This is a genomic window from Kaistella yonginensis (assembly GCF_030409525.1).
Classification (GTDB): Bacteria; Bacteroidota; Bacteroidia; order Flavobacteriales; family Weeksellaceae; genus Kaistella; species Kaistella yonginensis.
The window spans coordinates 15,777-37,606 of sequence record NZ_JAUFQB010000055.1; the positions used below are offsets into that span (position 1 = coordinate 15,777).

A 21,830-nucleotide genomic window follows, 5' to 3' on the forward strand; every position below is an offset into this window, starting at 1 on the left:
ATTTATTTAGTAAATCTTTTTAAATCAACCTCTTTCATCAATTCTTTATCATTTTCGATATGGTCATACAATTCTTTTGAAAAGTAGCAACCATTTAAAATTCCGCGGGCACCCAATCCATTAAAAATATAATAGTTTTGATGATCGGCTAGATTTCCTAAAATAGGCCGACGGTCTTTTACCGTAGGACGAAAGCCGTAATTCACTTCAACCACCTCAAAATCATGTGAATAGAAAGCTGCAAGTCCCTCTTTCAATTCTTCTGTTTTAAAATCATCAATTTCATTGGCTCTTTCATTGGGATCATACGTGCCACCATAATAATACAGTTCCTCATTTAGTGGAAAAAGAAAATGCTTTTTCTTGATGGTATATTGCGGGCTAATTGTCTTAGCCAATTTAACTTTCAAGTGATGCCCTTTATTGGCAATCACTTGAATATCGGTAAAATACGGGTTCGAGGTTACGCCCATTCCTTCGCAAAACACCATATTTTTGAAGGTAAAATCCTTGTAAGTTGAGTCGTTGATTTCAGCATAGTTTAATTTTTCGTTTACCAACAGATCGTGTTTTTCCAAATAGGTTGAAATTCCCTTAAAGAAACCGTTCACATCAAGTCGGGCCGAGTGATCTACTTTACCAGTACCAAAAGGGTTAGAAATGGTATCCAGCGTTTCAAATTCTGGATTTAAAAATGGTTTTAATTCCTCTGTTTCAGTCTTTGCTGTCCATAAATCTTTTTCACTTTGATCATGAAAAATCCGATGAATATTTTCATGGATTAAATAATTCTGTCCCGTATAAGCTTCGATTTCAGACATCGTAGTCACCAGACTTTCAATTTGCTCTGCAGCCAGCCAAAAGGTGGTGAATTTTTTTAAGACCAAAGGATTTACAATACCCGCAGATACTTCGGAAGCACTTGTTTGATTCGCTGAAAACAAAACAAACGACTTATGATTAAGAATTAATTGATGGGCAAAAAAGAAAGCGGCATAACCGTCTCCAACGATTATATAATCTACATTTTTCATTGATAATTTTACTTTAACTACTAGAAGTTTTAGGTATTTGATCAGGACAAAAAAAACCTGAGTAAAGGTACTCAGGTTTTTGAATAATTTCAAAGGAATTGGTTAATAATTCCACATATCGCTTTCCATTTGCAGGATTTGCGCTTTGATTCTTTCGCTTTCTTCCAACTGTTCGTCAGCATCATTCGGGATATAATCCTTAATTACTCCATTACCTAAACCATTGTCTGCTTTATAGATGATGGTTGAAAAACGTCTGGCGTTTAACAAATCATCAAAACTAATATCGGATGAAAGATTTTTATTATTAAAGGCGATATTGTTCGCCAGCACTTCTCTTGCATCAGGATAATACACCCAGAAAAGATCAATCAATTCATCTTTAGAAGCCAATGGCTGCCCGTCTGGCCCATACTGTCCCATTAGAGAAGGGTCTTGTCCCATTGCTGCAATCCCGAGCAATCTGTATTTCATTTGGCTGTCTCGACGGTCAACATACCACATGCCTTTAATTTTCAAAACCTTCACATTTTCTGTTTTGGTTTCGTAGACATTGGTAAATTCTTTTATTTCTTCTGCCGACAATTTGCCCACTTCATTAATTCGATCGATACCAGCATTACTCATCACCTCGTTTTTAATACGGGACTGAATCGCATCTGGACTTAATCTAGTTTGAAACAACTCATCATCATAAACCTCCTTAATTCTACCATCATTAATCGCATCAAACAAGAGTTGATAGAGGGATTTATTTTGGGAGACTAAGCCATCTTCATTATGATAATAGGGTTGGTTGATTTTATCATTCATATCGATGATTTCCCAAACAAGCATACTTTTCAGAACATCTTTTTCTTCAATAAAACCATAATCCAAGGGAGTAATTTTATTAGAAACCATAGAATCGCCTTGTTTAATTAGATTTAAATCCCGGTATTTTCTGAACGATGCCGGCGATTTTGCATTTAAAATAGACATTGAATTGATTGGCGTATCTTCTACTTCACCTCCACCCGCATTTTCAACAGGCATTTCTACAACCGGTTCTGCTTCAACAATAGGTTTGGCAGCAACGGTTGTTTTAGGTTTCGCTTTTCTTTTTGTTTTTTTCTTGGTTTGAGCTCCAACAGCGCTGAAACTTAAAGCAAGGACTATGAATATGAATTTTTTCATTCTAAATTATTTATACTAATGATAAGATATGCGATCAAATCAATAACGTAATTATTGTACGTTTATTACAACTGGTGGAATCTGTTTTAATGCTTGACCACCCAAGCCGGTTGCTGTTGCACTAATGTTATACACGTAAGCAATATCGCCATTACGTAATCCTTTTGTTAGATTACCAACAGAACTCAGTGAGTTTCCATTAATCAACATTCCTGCCTTTCCTGGTACTCTAAACATGAAACTATTTACGGTAAAGCTTACTGGGAAATCAAAGTCTGGCATCACTACAGAAACCTTTTGGTTCGGGATTGAACTTGCTGGCATAGAAACCACGTAGTTTCCTTGAATCTGCCCCACTGGTGGTGGAACACTTTTAATTCTGAAAGGGAACGCTTGTGATATTACCGCACCTTTAGGGTCACGCCCTGAAATGGTTAAAGTTACGGTACTACCACCACCCGGGGTAACTGTCCATTTTCCACCACCACCGCTTACGGATGCTCCTGGTGCAGATAGAGAAATTCCTGACATATCAGCTCCTAGGATAGATCCTGAAATTGGATTTGGTAAACCACGATAAAGTACATTCATTTTATCAGCAGTTACGAGGGCACCTTTCTGTGCTTTAAGCGACTCACTTCCTGAAACTACTTTATAGGTATGGTTGTATGGTAATTCGATTACTTTCCCATTTACATCCGTGAAAGATATTTTACCACTAAAAGTTTTATCACCCAATGATCCAGTATCTAAATTACGTACACCCTGTCCATTGGTAATCGTTAATCCTGGCATATTTAATCCCGGAACATTACTGGAATAGTTTCCAATAGCCACTTTTCCTTGTGCAGCTTCGCCTTGAACGACTGTAGCAGGTGCAGAAACAATGGCAGAATAGGCATCAAATTTAATATCAGCATCAACTTTTTCTTGTAGCATTGTCATCAATGCATCTGATTGAATATTTCTCGCTTCAGACTGAATCACTTCTAAATTAGATAAGGCAGCAATTAACGGCTGACCGTAAAATTTATACTGTAGCCAATTTTTATTTTTAATCGTTTGGCCTTTCGGAAATTCTGTAATCAAAGTTTTACTTGCTCTATCTGCAACTGTTTTCATATCAGCGTTTGAGCCAAATGTTTGTTGGATATAAGATTTTAAAGCTTCGATCTTTGTCTTTAAATCAACAGCAGTTTTGGAAGGACTATTTTCATCTGCTCCTTTGAAAAATAAATTAGAAGAAGGCTCTGTATTATTTAGAGCTGCAAAGTTATCTGCAACATCAACACCTTCTGTATAATCTGCCTCTTTCTTTAAATTACCTTTGATGCTTTCAATAAAAGAAACCAGGTCATTTGTTTTAGCTTTTAAACCTCTATAATTTTCTAAAGGTGTTGTATAAGTATCTGGTGCATTAGTGGCTTTCGCTTCTAAAGTTTTTTCGAAAATATCATCATTTTTCTTTTCTACCAAACCTCTAGTTGTTGTTAGAGTATCATTGGTGTCATTATATGATCTAATGATTTCTTGGTCAATCTGCATTGCAAGCATCGCAATAAAGACCAAATACATCAAGTTGATCATCTTCTGACGAGGAGTCTGTTTTCCTTGTGCCATTTTTAGTAAATTTTGTTAATAATTTTAAATTAAATATAAATGGTTAGAAAATTATGATTTCATGGCACTAAGCATACCGCCATAAACTCTATTAAGACTGTTAAGGTTAGAAGTTAATCCTGATAATTCGTCGTTGAATTTTTCTGAATGTGCAGCCGATTTTTGCATATCTTCAACATATTTCTTGCTGTATTCAGTTTGTGTTTTACCATGTTCTAGTTGAAGTGAATATAAAGCATTCATGCTTTCAAGATGACTTGCAGCTAACATCAATTGGTCGTTATATTTTTGGGTTGACCCGGTAACATCAACGGTTTGATTAATTTGATCTACTGAATTAGAGAATTTATCAATTCCCGTTCTTAGGCGATCAAATAGAGTAACATCAAGTTTAGCATCAGCAAGCATTTTATCTAATTTATCAGATAACGAAACTTCTAACTCCTTCACCTCTGCTAATTGCATTGCACCTGTAGAATGTTTTGGGTTAGGAGTTGCATGACTGTCTAATAGTTCAGGATATACATTTTCCCAAGCGTATGATTCTTCTGATTTTGGAGCGTCAAAAGCAAAAATGGTAAAAATTATTGCTTCTGTAATTAATCCAATTGCTAGGGTAACATTTCCTGTAAGTGGGCCAAGGCTCCAGTGCGTTAATTTGAAAAGTGCTCCGATGATAACGATTGCGGCACCGATAGAGTAAATAAAGTTGTAAACTCCTTCTTTTGTTTTGAACATCTGTTATAATTTTTTTTAGTGGTTATGGGGTCGTTTTAATTTGTACGTTTTTTAAATTTAGCGGTTCCTTCTGGAATATCTTGTACCGTTCTAAATCCTATATAACTTCTGGCTGAATCTTTTCTTTCGTAATCTCTGTATCCGTTCATTAATAGGTATCCTATATCTTTCCAAGATCCACCACGAACCGTTTTCCTGGGCTCTCTGTAGGCTTGATTTGACAAGTACGGGTTTAAGGTAGAAGCGAACTGATAGGTTGAATTGTTATACGGGGATTCTGTCCATTCTGCAACATTTCCTGCCATATCAAAAAGGCCAAATCCATTTTTAGGGAATTGTTTAACAGGAGCGGTATAGGTGAAGGTTCCTTTCTTTTCGTCTTCGATATAATTACCTCTCTTCGGTTTGAAGTTGGCTAAATAACAACCTCTATCATCCATCAAAGCAGGACCACCCCATGGATAAGTAGCATTTTCTTTTCCTCCTCTGGCGGCATATTCCCATTCAGCTTCAGTCGGAAGTCTAAATGACATTGCTTTTTGTTTTTTCTTTTTTAAAGATTCATTGTAATCTGATTTCAATTTTGATTTAAAATTACAAAACGCTCGTGCCTGATCCCAAGTTACACCTACCACAGGATAACTTTTATAAGCACTGTGCCAAAAATACCCATCATACAAAGGCTCATTATAGGCATAGTTAAAATCCTTCAACCAAACTGTAGTATCTGGATAAACCGCGATGCTTTCTTTTATCAAATATTTTGACCCTCTGGATTTATCTTTAACCGCAGACTCTACATCTTCCCATTGGTATGCATATTTCAATTTTCGGGTATCAATGATTCTTTCATTATTAATTCTTTCTGCTGGTGGAATATAGACTGATTCCAAAATTTCTGCATATTGAGCATCTGGATAATCAGAAGTGTTCCACCTTAAAGGAACAGACCAATCTAACTTCTTAGAAGAATCATAGCCATCTCGTCCTCCTTGGGATTCCATAAATTCCTGATACGCATTCTTATCACCGCCGGCTTTTTTAGAGGTATAGGCATAGTCACCAATTGCATTTCCCCCTCCATCAGAACCACCATCACCAGCTGCTTCGGCTAATAAAGACCGTACAACACTATCACGTACATAGTTGATAAAAACCCTATATTCTGCATTTGTAATTTCGGTCTCATCCATAAAAAAGGAAGAAACGGTAACCGTTTTAAGCGTAGCTTTTTCTGGAGTATTGGTGAAATCTTGATCTGCCATACCCATAACATAAGATCCGGCTGGTATTGATACCATACCATATGGTCTTTGTGCAACAAATGATTTTGATTTGTCTCTTGGAACCAACTCACCTTTGGAACCTCCTTTTCCAGCAGAAGTACCACCTCTTTTGGAACATGAGACTACAACAGTCGCGGATAATAATATAAGGAATACTCTTTTCATTCTAATATTTAAAATTAAGCGGTAAATATATAATATTTTAGAAAAACAATTATGATTTTTTTTCCAAAACGTAAAATTGTTTGTAATATTTTACAAATTGTTACTTTTTTATTCTACAGTAACTGATTTTGCAAGATTTCTAGGCTGATCTACGTTAGCTCCACGATAGACTGCAATATAATACGCTAACAATTGTAAAGGTACTGAGGCTAAAATGGGTGAGAAACATTCTGAGGTTTCCGGGAATTCGATTACGTAATCTGCCACAGAAGCTACTTGTGTATCGCCTTTATTAACAAGCGCGATGATCTGCCCTTTTCTCGCTTTAATCTCCTGAACATTGCTTACTATTTTATCGTAGTGCCCTTGTTTTGGCGCTATAATAACAATTGGCATATTTTCATCAATTAAGGCAATTGGGCCATGCTTCATTTCAGCAGCAGGATATCCTTCTGCATGAATGTATGAAATCTCTTTTAACTTTAAAGCTCCTTCAAGTGCTGCAGGAAAATTATATCCTCGCCCTAAATAAAGGAAGTTTTGTGCATCAACAAAGTTTTTAGCAATTTCTTTAGTGAGATCATGGGTTGATTCTAAAACCTCTTGAACTTTTTGAGGAATAGCATCGAGTTCCGTAATTAAACGCATAAACTCTTGGTTACTCAAGTTCCCGTTATGTTTCCCTAGTTTTAAAGCAATTAAAGAGAGTACTGTTAATTGTGCGGTGAATGCTTTGGTTGAAGCTACCCCAATTTCAGGGCCTGCATGGGTATAAGAACCTGCATCGGTAATTCTTGCAATAGAGGAATCTACCACATTACAAATCCCATAAACGAAAGCCCCTTTTTCTTTAGCCATTTTGATTGCAGCCATCGTATCGGCGGTTTCGCCGGACTGAGAAATTGCTATTACGATATCTTTCTCTGTAATGATTGGATTTCTGTATCGAAACTCAGAAGCATATTCTACTTCTACGGGAATTCTGGCGAATTCTTCAATTAAATACTCGCCGATAAGTCCAGCATGCCATGAGGTTCCGCAAGCGATAATGGTAATTTTCTTGGCTTGGTTTAATCGTTCTAAATTATCCCAGATTCCGGCCATTTTGATGATTCCTTCCTCGACCAATAACCTCCCTCTTAAGGTGTCATGAATTGATTTGGGTTGCTCGAAAATTTCTTTCAACATAAAATGTTCGTACCCACCTTTTTCAATTTGCTCCAAGCTCAATTTTAATTGTTGAACTTCTGGGGTAATCTTTACATTATCTTTAATATTCCGGATATCTACGCCACCTTCTAAGGAAATAGTAGCCATATGACCTTCTTCCAGATAAACAGCTTCTTTGGTAAATTCAACAAAAGGAGATGCATCAGATGCGATGAAATATTCATTATTCCCTAGACCAATGGCTAGAGGGGAACCTAATCGCGCAACAACGAGTAATCCTGGAAAATCATCGTGCATCACGGTAATTGCGTACGCCCCAAATACTTCATTTAAAGCATAACGAACGGCCGTCGGGAAGTCCATTTCTGCATTAACATCCATAATATATTGGATCAGATTCACCAATACTTCGGTATCGGTTTCAGAATGAAAAACAAAACCTTTTTCAGTCAACATCGTTTTCAGGGTATCGTAATTTTCGATAATCCCATTATGTACCAAAGCAATTTTCTTGTTATTAGAAAGGTGTGGGTGCGAGTTATTGTCACTTGGGGCTCCATGGGTAGCCCATCGGGTATGCCCCATTCCTACCTTTGATTTGCCTGCCAGGTTTTTAGAAATGGCGACCAAATCATCAACCTTACCTTTTGTTTTTGAAACACTGAATGCCGAATTATCATTATCAAGTACGATTCCCGCACTGTCATATCCTCTATATTCTAATCTACGAAGTCCGTTTATTACTACTTCATATGCATCTTGAAAACCAGTATATCCTACGATTCCACACATATTATTTCTATTTTATTAATTACTTTTTTTACCGTAGGTCAACATTAACTTTGCACTGGTAGGGTTTGTTGGGTTTACAAGATCAGTACCTGCTAACACAACACGATAAGGCATAAAACTTCTGGTATTAAAGTTCTGCGCTACCAAACTTGGATATAATGATCCTAGCAGATTGCCTCCGGAATCTGTCGTATAAGTCCCAACATTTAAAACGAGATCATAATTTGGAGCTTCTTTTTCAATAATATTTTTGAATGTTTGTGTAATACCAATATCATAATACGCGGGATTTTTTGCCAGATCGTACGCTTTCACCAAATTATAAATTCCGGTACCATATAAAGCACTCATATCTACAAGATAGTCATTAAGATACTCTTGTTCCCCAATTAGAGGGGTAAGGTTTCTTTGTCTGACAACAAAAGACTCAGGCTTCTTATAAGAATTGTCCCAATTTCCGGTATCGGTATAAAGACGAATTTTTGCCGAAACAATACCGATTTTACTATTATTATATAGCGTCTTAATAGTCGCTACATCTGAAGCTGGAACTCTCAGACCAAATCCAGGCCCTCCCATTCCTTGTACAAATAATTTATCGTCACCTGTGGTTTGGTTTGCATTTGCAAGAGCAGTTGCAGCAGGTGTTCCGGTACGATCATACGTAATTTGATTGAAATAGGTATTTGATGCACCCATGTTGAGCATATAAACCGCCTGTTCTCTGGTAGTAACTCCATTCGTAACTTTATCATTTTTATAGTAAAGATTAAGTTCTATCAGGGTAGGATCAAAATTAAGAATATAGCCATCATTTTCTACCACAGAAACTTTAATCCCTTTGAAATAACGGATAAAAGAGGCTGCATCTGCAAGTTCTGGTGAACTTGCTTTTGATATGATCTTATTTGCGAAAAAGGTACTGTCCAAAGGAATTCTTAAGGCCGGTGTTCTTTCAAATAAAACGCTGTTATCTGCATCTTTGGTTACTTTTACAAAATGAACATTTCCATCAAAAGTTTTTGACCCAATTTGTGCTCCAGTATTTACATTTTTATTGGAACGAATTTGATCTGCATTCGAACCTAAAAAATCAGTCACTTCATGAACTTTAAAATTCAGAAGTGTTTTTCCCGAAATCTTGGTTTTTCCATATTTAATAATCGGATAAGAACTTACCACTTTCTTGGCAGCAACTGCGCCGTCCGGATATATATAATCTTCATTGGTCACCGTGGTTACAGAATCAGCAGCATATTGTGGTTTAATCACCAACACCGCCGAGTCTAATTTTGCATTGAGTCCAAAATCAGGATTCCCACCGGAAAGACGTACTTGCGAAACATACGCAGATTTTTGCATTCCAAATTGGGGTTCGGTAAACGCACCTAAAGTAGCACTTATCAGACGCGAACCATCCGTTCTTATGGTATCTCCGTTATTAATATTATAAGCGATAACTGGGTAAGATGCTTCTGTACCTTGCGCGCCATCTTGAAAAAACTGAGAACCCAATTGATCTGCATCTGGTTCACAATTGATTAAAATTAAACTCCCAATTACCAGTGTTGCGGTAATTTTGAATAATTCTTGAATAGTTCTTATCATTAAATGTAAATTGATTAGTATAACGTATTGATTGTTTCAGCGTCTATGTACTCAGATTTCGTGGTTTTTGTGTCTGCAAAAGCTTTCTCGAGCTCCTTTTCTAGGAACTCATCGCCTTGCAATACCACATCAACCATATCCATGCTTTCGATCACAAAATTCTGAAAACTTGGTTTTTTAAACGCTTTAAGTCCGGTAATATTGTCGAACTTCATTTTTTCTTCTACCGATTCAGATAACGCTAGATTCTCTTCATTATACACAGAAAGTACAATTTTAGAATCATTAAAATAGGAATCGTTTTTATAAAAAGTTTTTAAATAAACCGGAATAAATGAAGCCATCCATCCATTAAGGTGAATAACATCAGGTACCCAATTGAGTTTTTTAATTGTTTCTATCACTCCTCTGGCAAAGAAAATCGCCCGTTCATCATTGTCGGTAAAAGGTTGCCCTTCTTCATCAATGTAAAATTGCTTTCTTTTAAAATACTCATCATTATCGATGAAGTACACTTGTAATCGTTCTCCTGGTAAGGAAGCCACTTTTATAATTAAGGGCTGATCCAAATCATTGATAATAATATTCATCCCAGAAAGGCGAATTACCTCATGCAGTTGAAATTTTCTTTCGCTGATTTGGCCAAATCTTGGCATAAACACTCTCACATCATTTCCGTCTTGATGCATTTTGAGCGCCATCTTACTCACCATCGTCGCCATATTGTTGTCTTCTTGATAAGGAAACATCTCTGTGGTTACATATAAAATCTTTTGGTTCGGCATAAATTCTAACTTTCTACTAAATTTTTGGGCAGAATATTCTACTGCGCAAATTTACGAAATTTTAATGTAATAATTTTTAATTAACATTAATTAAGAATAATCCCTCAAAAAGGCGTTAAATTAAAGAAGGTTTCTCAAAATTAATTATTTATATTTCCCAGAAATTGTTATTTTTACAAGGATAATCAAATTTAATATGGAAATATTTAGAGACAAAAAGACATTTACAGACTATATCGAGCGGCAAAAAGAAATGGGCAAAAGAATTGGGTTTGCTCCTACTATGGGAGCGCTGCATCAAGGCCATCTTTCGCTGTATGAAATCGCAAACAAAGAAAATGACTTGGTGATTTCATCTATTTTTGTAAATCCTACACAGTTCAACAATACGGAGGACCTAGAAAAATATCCCCGAGATGCAGAACGTGATGTCATGTTGTTGAAAAACACCAAAATTGTCGATGCCGTATATCTGCCAGAAGTTGCAGACTTGTATCCCGAAGGTTTAAAAAGCAAATCTTATGATTTCGGTGGGTTAGAAAATGAAATGGAAGGCAAATTTCGGCCTGGTCATTTTGATGGCGTTGGAACCGTTGTTGAAGAATTACTTCGACAGGTAAAACCCAACAATGCCTATTTCGGTGAAAAAGATTACCAACAATTGGCCATCATAGAAAAGTTGGCAGAACAATTACAGCTTCCGGTGAAAATCCATGGAGTCCCTATTTATCGTGAAGAAAACGGCTTGGCAATGAGTTCCCGAAACCAAAGGTTAAGTTATCTGCAGCGCGATGCAGCAAAAGTAATTCATGAAACCTTGGTTAAAGTTAATGAGTGGTTCAGAATCATTACGGTTTCTGAAATTAACCAACGGGTAAAAGATGTTTTTGACGATCAACGTGGGATGTCTTTAGAATACTTTCAAATCGCTGATGAAGCCACTTTAAAGGAAACCGACTTCTTTTATAAAGATCAGAATTACCGCGCGTTTATCGTAGTAAATGTCGGTACAGTTCGTCTAATTGACAATCTACATTTGGATTAAAATGGCTTAGATAAACAAATCTGGTCAAATCATGATCACCTTTCCCTTGATTATTTTGGTCATGGGAATTTTTTGTATGTTTAACTTTTTATAAATCACCCCTTTAATTAGAACAAATTAATGAAAGCACTGCTCTATTTCTTACTTTTAATTCCCATGAATTTCTATGCGCAAGATCAAATACCTTCCGAAAAATTTTGGTCGCAACTAAAGGCGCATTGTGGCAAAGCCTATCAGGGCGAAATAATTTCTGGCGGCGTTGCTGGCGACGGATTTACCGGAAAAAAGTTGGTCATGCACGTTCGTTCTTGCGAAAATAACACGATTAGAATTCCTTTTTTTGTGGGAGAAGATCGATCAAGAACGTGGGTTTTACAGATGAACTCCGATAAAATAATGAGCTTAAAACACGATCATCGGCATGCAGATGGCACCGAAGAGAAAGTTACTCAATACGGGGGCACAAGTTCAAATATTGGCCTTGAGAATCTTCAAATGTTTCCTGCTGATGCCCATACCACGCAAATGTTGCCCAAAGCTGCGACCAACGTCTGGTGGTTTACGATCGATGCGGAAAGTTTCACCTATAACCTTCGCAGGATCGGAAGCGACCGACTCTTTACGGTTCGTTTCGATTTGAATCAAGCGATCGCTACACCAAGTGCTCCTTGGGGAACAAAAGATTAAGAGACAGTCGGAATTTAAACTTATCATTTTTTAACACCTAATTTAACCAAAGTGTGTCTAAATTAGGTCACAAGAGTACACCTTAGATTTGAAAAGCAAATGCTAATTTTACTACAAAAATTTCCTTATTATTTTTCAATATTAAAATTATTTTTATAGATTTGCAATCTTAATCGTTCTTTAAAACATCGCAACTTATTCAGAAAAGTGGAGGGAATTGACCCTTTGAAACTTTGGCAACCTGTTTAGAAATAAATAAGGTGCAAAATTCAACTCGCCGGTGCGGGAAAGATAAGTCAGATATTAAAATTTAGAAAATACAATTTCTATATATTAAGTTCTTTTGATTTGTCGAAAGAGCTTTTTTTATGCTCTTCCGACAAATATTTTCAAAGGATAAGTTGCCAAAATTTAAAACCAATAAATTAAAATATGAGCAATTTAAAATTTGAAACTTTACAAGTTCACGCCGGTCAAACCGTAGACTCAACAACCAATTCGCGAGCAGTCCCACTCTATCAAACAGCCTGTTACACCTTCAATGATGCAGCACATGCTGCCAATCTCTTTGGACTAAAGGAGTTCGGCAACATCTACACCCGTTTAATGAATCCAACCACCGATGTTTTCGAAAAAAGAATGGCAGCTTTACATGGTGGTGTTGCGGCTTTGGCTACAAGTTCTGGTCATGCTGCGCAATTTTTGGCCTTAACCAATATCCTTCAAAATGGTGATAATTTTGTGAGTTCTCCTTATTTATATGGCGGAAGTTATAACCAATTCAAGGTGTCTTTTAAAAAATTAGGTATCGAAACCCGCTTTGCAGAAAATGATGAACCAGAAAACTTCGAGGCGTTAGTTGATGAAAACACGAAAGCAATTTACCTGGAAACCATTGGAAATCCGAGCTTAAATATTCCCGATTTTGAAGCAATTGCCCAAGTAGCGAATAAATTCGGGATTCCCCTCATTGTAGACAACACTTTTGGGGCAGGAGGCTATCTTTTTCAACCACTTCAACATGGAGCGAATATTGTGGTAGAATCTGCCACCAAATGGATTGGCGGACACGGCACTTCGATTGGCGGAATTATTATTGATGGTGGGAATTTCGACTGGGGAAATGGTAAATTCCCGCAATTATCCGAGCCTTCTGATAGTTATCACGGACTGGTATTTTCTAACGTTTTTGGTGTGAATTCATCATTTGGAAACATTGCCTTCATCATCAAAGCCCGCGTAGAAGGTTTGCGGGATTACGGTCCCACGATTTCGCCCTTCAACTCCTTTATGTTGCTTCAGGGTTTAGAAACATTGTCGCTTCGGTTAGAAAGAACGGTGAGCAATGCGCAAACCATCGCTGAATATTTAGAAAACCATCCGAAAGTTGAAAATGTACTCTATCCCGGTTTACCCAGCTTTCCAGACTACGAAAATGCCAAAAAATATTTAAAAAGAGGCTTTGGTGGCGTCTTGAGTTTTGACATCAAAGGTGGAAAAGAATCCGCAGTGAAATTCATTAACCAGCTTACATTAATTAGCCATGTTGCAAATGTGGGGGATTCTAAAACATTAATCATTAATCCGTCATCTACAACACACGAACAGCTTTCTGAAGCAGAGCAAGATAAAGCCGGAATTCGTCCTGGACAAATACGACTGAGTGTTGGTATCGAACATATTGACGATATTATTGCCGATGTAGAGTCTGGTTTTTCGATTATTTAATTTTTGGGCTTTAAAGAAAAAGAGTGACTCAAATCACTCTTTTTACTTTTAATCTACAATTGGTTCATAATCTAAAGGAAGAAAATTCCCCATTTTATCGCCGCTTAAACTCCCTTGCAAAAGCATTAATTCGGGTTCAGAGGAATTTCCATCCGGGTAAATTTCGAATGAATTCCCCTCGATATAAATATACGATGTCTGCTGAACCATCGAAGTTTCTTTAATAATTTTAGATTTTTTAATCGCAAAATAATGTTTTGGATAATTGATTTGCAACACCTCTTTAAACTCCAATATTTTTTGATTGCCAACCTTTTTTACAAAAGACGAAGTTGGAATTTTAGTAGCAATGAGCGCCAACGCTTTTTCTTTCGGCGCAATTTTATCTTTATCGAGCTTAATGATATGATTTACCCAAAATCCCTGTTCTGCAATTTGATCTTGATAAGCACTTCTTATAAAATGCATCAAACTGCCATGGTAGGCATTGAGTCGGTTCACTTGATTGCTTTTTTTCGGATTGGTTTCTTTAAAATAAGAAGTTCCCGAATAGGCCACGGTATTGTTTTTAAAATCTGCTTCGAAGTTCAGTAAATTGAATTGAACTTGATAGGCCAACCGTTTATTGTTGATGATTAAAGTTTGTGGCGCTTTTACTTTCAGAATTTGCTTTTTCTTATCGAAGGAAAACTTCAGCGTTTTCTGATTTTTTATTTTCACATTTACCTGATCAATCCCTATAAACTGAGCCAGAAAGTACCCAATAAATTTGGTGTAAGCTTCGTCGGTATAAGGAATGAGAACCACTTCTTCAATCTCTTGAATCTTGAGTAATACCACTTTTGCTTTCTTTCCAACGACTTCAGAGATTGGCACGGTAAACGTTTCAAATCCGTTTTTATGAAAAACCAGGGCGGCATTTTTCTGGTCTTGTATATCAAGCGCGAAATTCCCGTTGGTATCCGAAAGGGTGTGGATTTTAGAACCATCCAAGTAAATATTTACCTCGCTTAGCGGTCTGTTGTTTTCTGAAAATACAATTCCGGAAAGAACTTGTGCGGAAAAAATTGCGCTTAAGAACAGCAAAAAAAGCAATAATAACTTATTCATCTTGTAATATTACTAAAAAAAGGCGAACGAAATATCAGTTCCTTAAACCATTCTGCAAATGCCATTAATAAAGAATTACTTGTAAAAAATTTAAAATAAACTTTTGCTAGAATACCTACGATGCAATTATAGAACTCAGTTTTTCAAAGCCTCTTTTTTCTCCTGTCTTTCAAGCTTTCTAAAATAGCCACGAAAGAAGAAATTATGTTTCAGTGCTTCCAGATTTTGGTTTAATTTCTCTGCGGATTCTTTTACATTTGTCACGGTAGAATCAATGTTTTTTACCAATTTTTCATCTTTCGTAATATAATTTAAAGCCCCTTTTCCAGATTTAATTTCAAGTACATATTCATCAAGATGTTTGGTGATTTTATTGATGTCTTCCGCAGATTTTTCTAGATTCGTAAAAACATTTTGAATTTGTGCACGCGATTTTTTATCACTCAAAAGAACTGCCGCAGCACTTTCATCATAATTGATTTTAGAAATCAACGCATTTACTTGAGCGATTGCTTTGGTTGTGCCTTCCGTAGTCTGTTTTAATCCTTCTACTGATTTTCTAATGTCACTTTCTAATACAGGATCACTTAAAATCGCACCTAAAACACCCTCACCAGCAACCACTTTATGGGTAATTTTTGCTAAATCAGAGGTGATTAAGGCGGCACTTTCATTGGTTTTGCTAAAGGTCTCCAAAATTTCATCGATGGTAATTTTAGTTTTCACCTGAATATGATCACCCGAAACCACGCTTTTTGCCGCAGGATCGTTCCCGGGAACAATGTTGACCACCATACTTCCGACCAAACCATCTGAAGCGATAGTGGCAACCGCATCTTTTTTCATAAATTGAGCTGCTTCTTCATCCACAGACATTTCCACGGTTATTTCTCCTTCCGCTTTCATTTCTATTTTGCTAACCGTTCCGACATTCACCCCAGAATACCGCACATTATTGCCCAATTGCAATCCGCTTACATCGGCGAAAACAGAATACAACTTGATATTTTTGCTGAATAAATGTTGCTCTTTGCCCACGAAATAGAGCGCAGTAACAAGTAAGATTGTTCCAACGATTACAAATATTCCGACACTTATTTTCTTTGAATTGGATTTTCCCATAATTTTAATTTTTAAAAAATGCTTGCACTTGCAAATCCTCCGATTGAAGAAGTTCTGCATAAGTTCCTTCGGCATAATTAATCCCATCGACCAATAAAATAATCCGATTAGAAATTACGCGCGCACAATCTACATCATGGGTTATAATAATAGAAGAAGTGTTGTATTTTAACTGAATATTTCGCAGTAATTCTATTATTTCTTTTGAGGTGATTGGATCTAAACCGGTAGTAGGTTCATCGTACATGAGTATTTTTGGTTTCAAAATAAGTGCTCTGGCTAAAGCTACTCGTCTTTGCATTCCACCGGAAAGTTCTGCCGGCATCATATCAATCGTATGCGCAAGACCTACATTTTCCAAAGCTTCTTGTACCAAAACTTCTGTTCCTTCAAAATTTTTAATTTTATTTTTATGTCGTCGTAAGGGAAATTCTAAATTTTCGCGAACGGTCATCGAATCATACAAAGCACTTCCCTGAAAAAGAAAACCAATTTCAGTTCTTAGCAGATCCAATTCTCTCTGTTCCATTTTTGTAATATCTTCTCCTCGAATGCTGATGCTGCCACCATCGGGCTTAATTAATCCCACCAAACATTTCACCATGACTGACTTTCCTGAACCTGATTTTCCCATAATCGTCAAGTTTTCACCTTCAAACAATTGCAGATTAAAACCTTTCAAAACGTGATTATCACCAAAACTTTTGGTAATATTTTTCAATTCTAAAACGATTTGTTTATTGTGTTCAGCCATGATTTATATCTCAAAAATAATATCCGTTACAAATACCGCAATAAAGTCGATAATAAAAACCAACATCGAGGTATATACGACCGCCGCATTGGAAGCTTCGCCAACTCCTACGGTTCCTTTTGCACAGTAATAGCCTTTATAACAACCAATTAGGCCAATAGCGAAACCAAAGAAAAAAGATTTTATCGTGGCGGGAATAATATCTCCAAACTTCACGGCACTAAAAACCTGACTAAAATAAAGTGTAAAAGAGACCTCTGCTTTCAGATTTTCTACCAGAGCCGAGCCAAAAAGCGAAACCGCATCACCAATAATGATCAAGAGCGGCAACATCAAAGTCGTTGCCACAATTCTTGTAACCACCAAATATTTAAAAGGGTTCGTTCCTGAAACTTCCATCGCATCAATTTGCTCTGTAACACGCATTGAACCTAGCTCTGCACCAATCCCAGACCCAATTCTTCCTGCACAGATCAGGGCAATAATAACAGGTCCAATTTCCCGAATTATAGAAATACTAATCATGGATGGAATCCAAGACTCTGCCCCAAATTGCTCCAAAGTTGGCCGCGACTGCAAGGTGAAAACCAAACCCAAGATAAATCCCGTCACCACGACCAGTCCCAACGACCGATTGCCAATATTATAACATTGCCGAACGAGTTCTTTAAACTCAAACGGAGGAGAAAAAACTTCTCTGAAAAACCGGCCCGCAAACAAAGCAATATCCCCTATTTCTGCGAAAAAGGATTTAGTAGAGGCTAATAAAGTGGAATTTTTAAACATACCCATCTGTATCTCTCAAATATAGTCATATTTCGGCTGAAAATCAATACCTTATTTCTTAGAAGCACCACACTTATTTTGGTCGTACAAGACCCGTCCCGCTGTCCGCTGTATCCCCTCACTGCATTCGCAGACTCGGGGGATGCCGCTTCTATCGGGGCTATCATAAAGTTCAGTTTCTATTTGGCAGGAAAAACATCACCATTCTTAAGTACCACAGGAGATATAAAAAGATGATGTTCTTATAAAGTTGATTATTTTTACAACCAATTTAAAATTACTTTTTATCTTTAGCAAATGGTAAAATTTTTAGTAGGAATTTCTCTATTTCTTTCCCTTATTTTTTCAGCACAGTCGGTTGCTAATAGTTCTTCAGAAATTTACGACGACCTGCTTCGTCTGCAAAATAACACAACCGTAATGTATTTGGCAGCGCATCCAGATGATGAAAATACCAGAATTATTTCTTGGTTAACGCATGAAAAACATGTGGATGCTGTTTATTTATCTTTAACAAGAGGTGATGGCGGACAAAATCTCATCGGTACAGAAAAAGGAGAATTGCTCGGTTTGCTTCGTACACAGGAACTTTTGGAAGCCAGAAAAGTGGATAAAGGAAGGCAATGGTTCACACGAGCCTTGGATTTTGGTTATTCTAAAACCGCTACAGAAACTTTGAAATTTTGGGATAAACAGAAAATTTTGTCCGATGTTGTTTGGGCAATTCGTAAAAATCGTCCTGAAATAATTATTACAAGATTTGACCCCAATTCTAATGGCGAAACTCATGGACATCACACTGCTTCGGCACTTTTGGCGATGGAAGCGTTTGATTTGGCAGCAGATCCGAAAGCATTTCCGGAACAATTGAAATATGTAAAAACTTGGCAAGTAAAAAGGATGTTTTACAACACAAGTTGGTGGTTTTACGGCAGCACAGAAAATTTTGAAAAAGCAGATAAAACCGATTTATATTCCATCAACGTTGGAAATTATTATCCAATTTTAGGAATATCCAATAATGAAATTTCTGCGAAAAGCAGAAGCAAACACGCTTGCCAAGGTTTCGGAATGGCTTTGGAACGAAGTTCTGAAATGGAATATTTGAAACTTTTGAAAGGTGATAAACCCAAATCGAATGATATTTTTCAGGGAATTAATTTAAAATCGGATAATAAAGTTATTCAAAATCAACTAGATCAATTGGTTGCAGATTTCAATTTTAAAAATCCGCAATTGTCATTAAACAAATTATTGTCGGTTTACGATTTAATTAAAAAAGAAAATCCACAAGATCCTAAATTGGAACAAATAAAAGATCTGATTTTAAAAACGCAAGGAATTTATTTTGAATGGACCACTGGAAATGCTTTTGGAACTTCAGATGAAGAAATTTCTACCAAATTGGAAATTGTGAATAGAAGTAATAATTACATATATATAGGACTTGATTTACAACCAATTTTAAAAATAACTCCAGGTGAGACCTATAAAGAAAATCAGAAATTAAAAATTAGCAACGGGAAATTATCAAACCCGTATTGGTTACAAGAAACGCCGAAAGATAATTTGTATATTGTGAGCAATCCTGAAAATATTGGATTGCCAGAAATTTCAACTTCTATTAATAAAAATATTACCATAGATTTCGGTTCAACAAAAATTGATTTTGAAATTCCTTTGCAACAAAAAACGGTAAATCCTTCTATTGGAGAATTGTACGAACCATTTTATAAAATTCCGGCTTTCGTTGCGAATTTTGAACAAGAAAATTTTATTTTCAGCAATCAAGCCAAAAAAATCACGGTAGAAGTCGAGAGTTTCGCTGGAAATTCTACCGCGAAAGTTTCTTTGAAAGCAGATAAAACGTGGAAAATTTCCGCGCCGCAATCGATTCAATTTAATGAAGTTGGCGAAAAGCAAAGACTCGTTTTTACCGTTGAACCAATTTCTAAAGACACCTATTCAACATTAGAATCCATCGTAGAATCAAATGGAAAAACCTACAATCAATCTTTAAATGTGGTGGAATATCCTCATATCGACCGACAAATTTGGGTTAAAAATTCCACAGCAAAAATTCAAAATTTAGATTTGAAAATTCCAGCCGTGAAAATTGCTTACATCAAAGGTTCCGGAGATGAAATTCCATCTTCGTTGAGGGCAATTGGATTAAAGGTAGAAGAATTGGACATCAAAAATTGGAATGCTTCACTTTTGAAAAATTACGATGTTTTAATTTTAGGAATTCGTGCTTTCAACGTTCATCCTGAAATGGGAATCATCAACAAAGACATCTGGAAATTTGTAGAAAATGGCGGTTTGGTCATCAATCAATACAACACCAATAGAGGTTTATTGACGAATGAAATTGCACCTTTCTCTTTGAAATTAGGAAGCAACAGAATTTCTGAAGAAGATGCAAAACTGAAAATGCTCGTTCCAAGTTCTCCTGTTTTCAACACGCCAAATAAAATTTCTGACAAAGATTTTGATAATTGGGTGCAAGAAAGAGGTTTGTATTTTGCGGAAAGTTATGATAAAAAATTAATTCCGATGTTGGAAGGAAATGATGTGGGAGAATCGCCACAAAAAGGAATGTTGTTGGTTGGAAATTACGGAAAAGGAACCTATGTTTACACGGGATTGTCGTTTTTCAGGGAATTGCCTGCAGGAGTTCCGGGTGCGTATAAATTGTTTATGAATATTTTGGGATTGGGTCCAAAAAATTAAGGTAGTGCCCATTAACTGTGTAAGTTGAAAATTAATTCAGAAATAAGAACAGTACTAATCGATTTCTATTTTAGAAACCTCAAAATCTTACTCGTCTTTCTTCGAGGGAATCAGGAAAACATCCATCAGTCCTTCTGGCAAAGACATTTTGATGAATTTCTCTTCCCGGTTTAATTCAATAATCCAATCTTTAATAATCGGAATAATAATTTGTTTATCTGCTAACTTGAGCACGAAATAATGCTGACCCGTTTGGTCATTAATCGTCTCGATAATCCCACAGGATTTACCATCTTCTTCGCGGATTTCGAACCCGACAACTTCGTGATAATAGAATTTGTTTCCAGTCAATTGTGGCAAGCCAGAAAGTGGCAGATAAACATCTTTGCCCACGACTTGATCGACTAAAGCTTCGGTAGAATTTTTGAAAGAGACAATCAGCGTTTCGCCTTTGCTCCAGGATTGTCTTGCAATGAAAAAAGGCACCAATAATCCATTGATGTCCACAAATATGGACGATAATTTAGAATACATTTCAGGTTGGTCGGTATCCAGTTTCAAGAATACATTTCCGTGTAAACCGTGTCTGCGGGTTATTTTTCCTAAAAAATAGCAATCTTCTTTTTTCATGATGCAAATATAAATGGTTTTAAAATAATAGAGACGTCAAAAACTGACGCCTCCATAATTTTTCAATAAGAAATTGTATTAAGCTTTCGCTTCGTCCGTTCCTTCCTCAGTTGCTTCGTCGCTTCCAACGATTTTCTCAGTTACGTTTGCTACTGCTTCTTTTACAGAATCAACAGCACCTTCAACTGCAGCTGCTGCTTCACCTAAAGTTTCTGCAACATTTTCTACCACTGTTTTATCTTCTGCTGGTGCATTTGCTGCTTCTTCAGCTGCTTTTGCTTCAGCAACTTTAGCCTCTTGAGCTGCTTTTTCTTCTGCTAACTTAGCATCTGCTTCAGCTTTCGCATCCGCTTCAACCTTTGCTGCTGCGTCTAATCTCCCTTGGTTTACTTTCGCTTCAGCTTCTAAAGCTGCTTTTTTAGCATCTTCTTTCGATTTTGCCAAACCGTCTTTTTTACCAAGAACTTGTTTGTCTTTTCCTTCTAACCAAGCTGCGAATTTGCTGTCTGCTGCCTCTTGATCGAAAGCACCTTTAGCTACTCCACCTTGCAAGTGTCTTTTGTAAAGAACTCCTTTGTAAGAAAGAATCGCACGAGCGGTGTCAGTTGGTTGCGCTCCATTGTTTAACCATTTTACGGCAGAATCTACGTTAAGTTCGATCACTGCTGGATTGGTAATTGGATTGTAAGTACCGATTTTTTCGATGAATTTTCCATCTCTACTTGCTCTTGCATCGGCAACTACGATGTGGTAGAAAGGTTTTCCTTTTTTACCGTGTCTCTGTAATCTAATTTTTACTGACATAATTGTTTGAATTTGTGGGAACTCGTCCCGATTAATTGATGGGAACTCGTCCCGATT

17 protein-coding genes, 1 pseudogene and 1 riboswitch are annotated in these 21,830 nt (G+C 36.7%); of the genes and pseudogenes, 4 read left to right on the top strand and 14 right to left on the bottom strand.

Annotation, left to right across the window (positions count from 1 at the left end):
• Positions 1–2: 2 nt before the first annotated feature.
• The 8 genes from QWY78_RS11065 to QWY78_RS11100 all read right to left on the bottom strand — a co-directional run bounded on the left by QWY78_RS11065 (position 3) and on the right by QWY78_RS11100 (position 10,374).
• Positions 3–1,034, bottom strand: a complete 1,032-nt coding sequence (locus QWY78_RS11065; RefSeq protein ID WP_290219779.1) for an NAD(P)/FAD-dependent oxidoreductase — start codon at positions 1,032–1,034, stop codon at positions 3–5.
• A 102-nt stretch (positions 1,035–1,136) separates the two neighbouring features.
• Positions 1,137–2,069: a type IX secretion system ring subunit PorN/GldN gene (porN, locus tag QWY78_RS11070; protein ID WP_353960531.1), complete on the bottom strand. Its 933-nt coding sequence runs from the start codon at positions 2,067–2,069 to the stop codon at positions 1,137–1,139.
• 192 nt (positions 2,070–2,261) lie between these two features.
• Positions 2,262–3,830, bottom strand: a complete 1,569-nt coding sequence (porM, locus tag QWY78_RS11075; RefSeq protein WP_290219783.1) for a type IX secretion system motor protein PorM/GldM — start codon at positions 3,828–3,830, stop codon at positions 2,262–2,264.
• Between the two features lie 51 nt (positions 3,831–3,881).
• Positions 3,882–4,568, bottom strand: coding sequence for a type IX secretion system motor protein PorL/GldL (gene porL, locus QWY78_RS11080; RefSeq protein WP_290219785.1), 687 nt, complete (start codon positions 4,566–4,568; stop codon positions 3,882–3,884).
• 35 nt (positions 4,569–4,603) lie between these two features.
• Positions 4,604–6,019, bottom strand: coding sequence for a T9SS ring complex lipoprotein PorK/GldK (gene porK, locus QWY78_RS11085; RefSeq protein ID WP_290219787.1), 1,416 nt, complete (start codon positions 6,017–6,019; stop codon positions 4,604–4,606).
• 108 nt (positions 6,020–6,127) lie between these two features.
• On the bottom strand, positions 6,128–7,981 hold the full coding sequence (gene glmS / locus QWY78_RS11090) for a glutamine--fructose-6-phosphate transaminase (isomerizing) (protein WP_290219789.1): 1,854 nt from the start codon (positions 7,979–7,981) through the stop codon (positions 6,128–6,130).
• A gap of 15 nt (positions 7,982–7,996) precedes the next feature.
• A complete protein-coding gene (locus tag QWY78_RS11095; protein WP_290219791.1) occupies positions 7,997–9,589 on the bottom strand; it encodes a DUF4270 family protein in 1,593 nt (530 codons plus the stop codon).
• 14 nt (positions 9,590–9,603) lie between these two features.
• A complete protein-coding gene (locus QWY78_RS11100) occupies positions 9,604–10,374 on the bottom strand; it encodes a glycogen/starch synthase (RefSeq protein WP_290219792.1) in 771 nt (256 codons plus the stop codon).
• Positions 10,375–10,570: 196 nt separating this feature from the next.
• Between QWY78_RS11100 and panC the strand changes: the two genes are divergently transcribed.
• The 3 genes from panC to QWY78_RS11115 all read left to right on the top strand — a co-directional run bounded on the left by panC (position 10,571) and on the right by QWY78_RS11115 (position 13,834).
• Positions 10,571–11,419, top strand: a complete 849-nt coding sequence (gene panC / locus QWY78_RS11105; protein WP_290219793.1) for a pantoate--beta-alanine ligase — start codon at positions 10,571–10,573, stop codon at positions 11,417–11,419.
• Positions 11,420–11,539: 120 nt separating this feature from the next.
• On the top strand, positions 11,540–12,106 hold the full coding sequence (locus QWY78_RS11110; protein ID WP_290219794.1) for a hypothetical protein: 567 nt from the start codon (positions 11,540–11,542) through the stop codon (positions 12,104–12,106).
• A 192-nt stretch (positions 12,107–12,298) separates the two neighbouring features.
• Positions 12,299–12,404, top strand: a riboswitch (SAM riboswitch).
• Between the two features lie 134 nt (positions 12,405–12,538).
• Positions 12,539–13,834 carry an O-acetylhomoserine aminocarboxypropyltransferase/cysteine synthase family protein gene (locus QWY78_RS11115; protein ID WP_290219796.1) on the top strand — a complete coding sequence of 432 codons (1,296 nt, stop codon included), beginning with the start codon at positions 12,539–12,541 and terminating at the stop codon, positions 13,832–13,834.
• 48 nt (positions 13,835–13,882) lie between these two features.
• On the opposite strand, the gene QWY78_RS11120 is transcribed toward QWY78_RS11115, so the two are convergent.
• From QWY78_RS11120 to QWY78_RS11135, 4 genes are all read right to left on the bottom strand, one after another.
• Entirely contained in the window at positions 13,883–14,944 is a 1,062-nt protein-coding gene (locus QWY78_RS11120; RefSeq protein ID WP_290219798.1) for a carboxypeptidase-like regulatory domain-containing protein, read from the bottom strand.
• Positions 14,945–15,079: 135 nt separating this feature from the next.
• Positions 15,080–16,066 (bottom strand): MlaD family protein, encoded by a 987-nt coding sequence (locus QWY78_RS11125; RefSeq protein WP_290219799.1) that lies wholly within the window; start codon positions 16,064–16,066, stop codon positions 15,080–15,082.
• Between the two features lie 4 nt (positions 16,067–16,070).
• The gene (locus QWY78_RS11130) at positions 16,071–16,820 is read right to left on the bottom strand and encodes an ABC transporter ATP-binding protein (RefSeq protein WP_290219802.1); all 750 of its coding nucleotides are present in this window, start codon (positions 16,818–16,820) and stop codon (positions 16,071–16,073) included.
• A gap of 3 nt (positions 16,821–16,823) precedes the next feature.
• The gene (locus QWY78_RS11135; protein WP_435389066.1) at positions 16,824–17,606 is read right to left on the bottom strand and encodes an MlaE family ABC transporter permease; all 783 of its coding nucleotides are present in this window, start codon (positions 17,604–17,606) and stop codon (positions 16,824–16,826) included.
• Positions 17,607–17,903: 297 nt separating this feature from the next.
• Here QWY78_RS11135 and QWY78_RS11140 point away from each other — a divergent pair, with 297 nt between their 5' ends.
• A complete protein-coding gene (locus QWY78_RS11140; RefSeq protein ID WP_290219806.1) occupies positions 17,904–20,339 on the top strand; it encodes a PIG-L family deacetylase in 2,436 nt (811 codons plus the stop codon).
• A gap of 87 nt (positions 20,340–20,426) precedes the next feature.
• On the opposite strand, the gene rimM is transcribed toward QWY78_RS11140, so the two are convergent.
• Positions 20,427–20,969 carry a ribosome maturation factor RimM gene (gene rimM / locus QWY78_RS11145; RefSeq protein WP_290219808.1) on the bottom strand — a complete coding sequence of 181 codons (543 nt, stop codon included), beginning with the start codon at positions 20,967–20,969 and terminating at the stop codon, positions 20,427–20,429.
• Between the two features lie 231 nt (positions 20,970–21,200).
• A pseudogene (locus QWY78_RS11150) lies at positions 21,201–21,773 on the bottom strand (30S ribosomal protein S16); the annotation flags it as partial.
• Between the last annotated feature and the right edge of the window lie 57 nt (positions 21,774–21,830).

Excerpts from the sequence above, each read along its gene's own strand:
- QWY78_RS11065 (WP_290219779.1), bottom strand. The coding sequence starts at position 1,034 with ATGAAAAATGTAGATTATATAATCGTTGGAGACGGTTATGCCGCTTTC.
- porN (WP_353960531.1), bottom strand. The coding sequence starts at position 2,069 with ATGCCTGTTGAAAATGCGGGTGGAGGTGAAGTAGAAGATACGCCAATC.
- porM (WP_290219783.1), bottom strand. The coding sequence starts at position 3,830 with ATGGCACAAGGAAAACAGACTCCTCGTCAGAAGATGATCAACTTGATG.
- porL (WP_290219785.1), bottom strand. The coding sequence starts at position 4,568 with ATGTTCAAAACAAAAGAAGGAGTTTACAACTTTATTTACTCTATCGGT.
- porK (WP_290219787.1), bottom strand. The coding sequence starts at position 6,019 with ATGAAAAGAGTATTCCTTATATTATTATCCGCGACTGTTGTAGTCTCA.
- glmS (WP_290219789.1), bottom strand. The coding sequence starts at position 7,981 with ATGTGTGGAATCGTAGGATATACTGGTTTTCAAGATGCATATGAAGTA.
- QWY78_RS11095 (WP_290219791.1), bottom strand. The coding sequence starts at position 9,589 with ATGATAAGAACTATTCAAGAATTATTCAAAATTACCGCAACACTGGTA.
- QWY78_RS11100 (WP_290219792.1), bottom strand. The coding sequence starts at position 10,374 with ATGCCGAACCAAAAGATTTTATATGTAACCACAGAGATGTTTCCTTAT.
- panC (WP_290219793.1), top strand. The coding sequence starts at position 10,571 with ATGGAAATATTTAGAGACAAAAAGACATTTACAGACTATATCGAGCGG.
- QWY78_RS11110 (WP_290219794.1), top strand. The coding sequence starts at position 11,540 with ATGAAAGCACTGCTCTATTTCTTACTTTTAATTCCCATGAATTTCTAT.
- QWY78_RS11115 (WP_290219796.1), top strand. The coding sequence starts at position 12,539 with ATGAGCAATTTAAAATTTGAAACTTTACAAGTTCACGCCGGTCAAACC.
- QWY78_RS11120 (WP_290219798.1), bottom strand. The coding sequence starts at position 14,944 with ATGAATAAGTTATTATTGCTTTTTTTGCTGTTCTTAAGCGCAATTTTT.
- QWY78_RS11125 (WP_290219799.1), bottom strand. The coding sequence starts at position 16,066 with ATGGGAAAATCCAATTCAAAGAAAATAAGTGTCGGAATATTTGTAATC.
- QWY78_RS11130 (WP_290219802.1), bottom strand. The coding sequence starts at position 16,820 with ATGGCTGAACACAATAAACAAATCGTTTTAGAATTGAAAAATATTACC.
- QWY78_RS11135 (WP_435389066.1), bottom strand. The coding sequence starts at position 17,606 with ATGTTTAAAAATTCCACTTTATTAGCCTCTACTAAATCCTTTTTCGCA.
- QWY78_RS11140 (WP_290219806.1), top strand. The coding sequence starts at position 17,904 with ATGGTAAAATTTTTAGTAGGAATTTCTCTATTTCTTTCCCTTATTTTT.
- rimM (WP_290219808.1), bottom strand. The coding sequence starts at position 20,969 with ATGAAAAAAGAAGATTGCTATTTTTTAGGAAAAATAACCCGCAGACAC.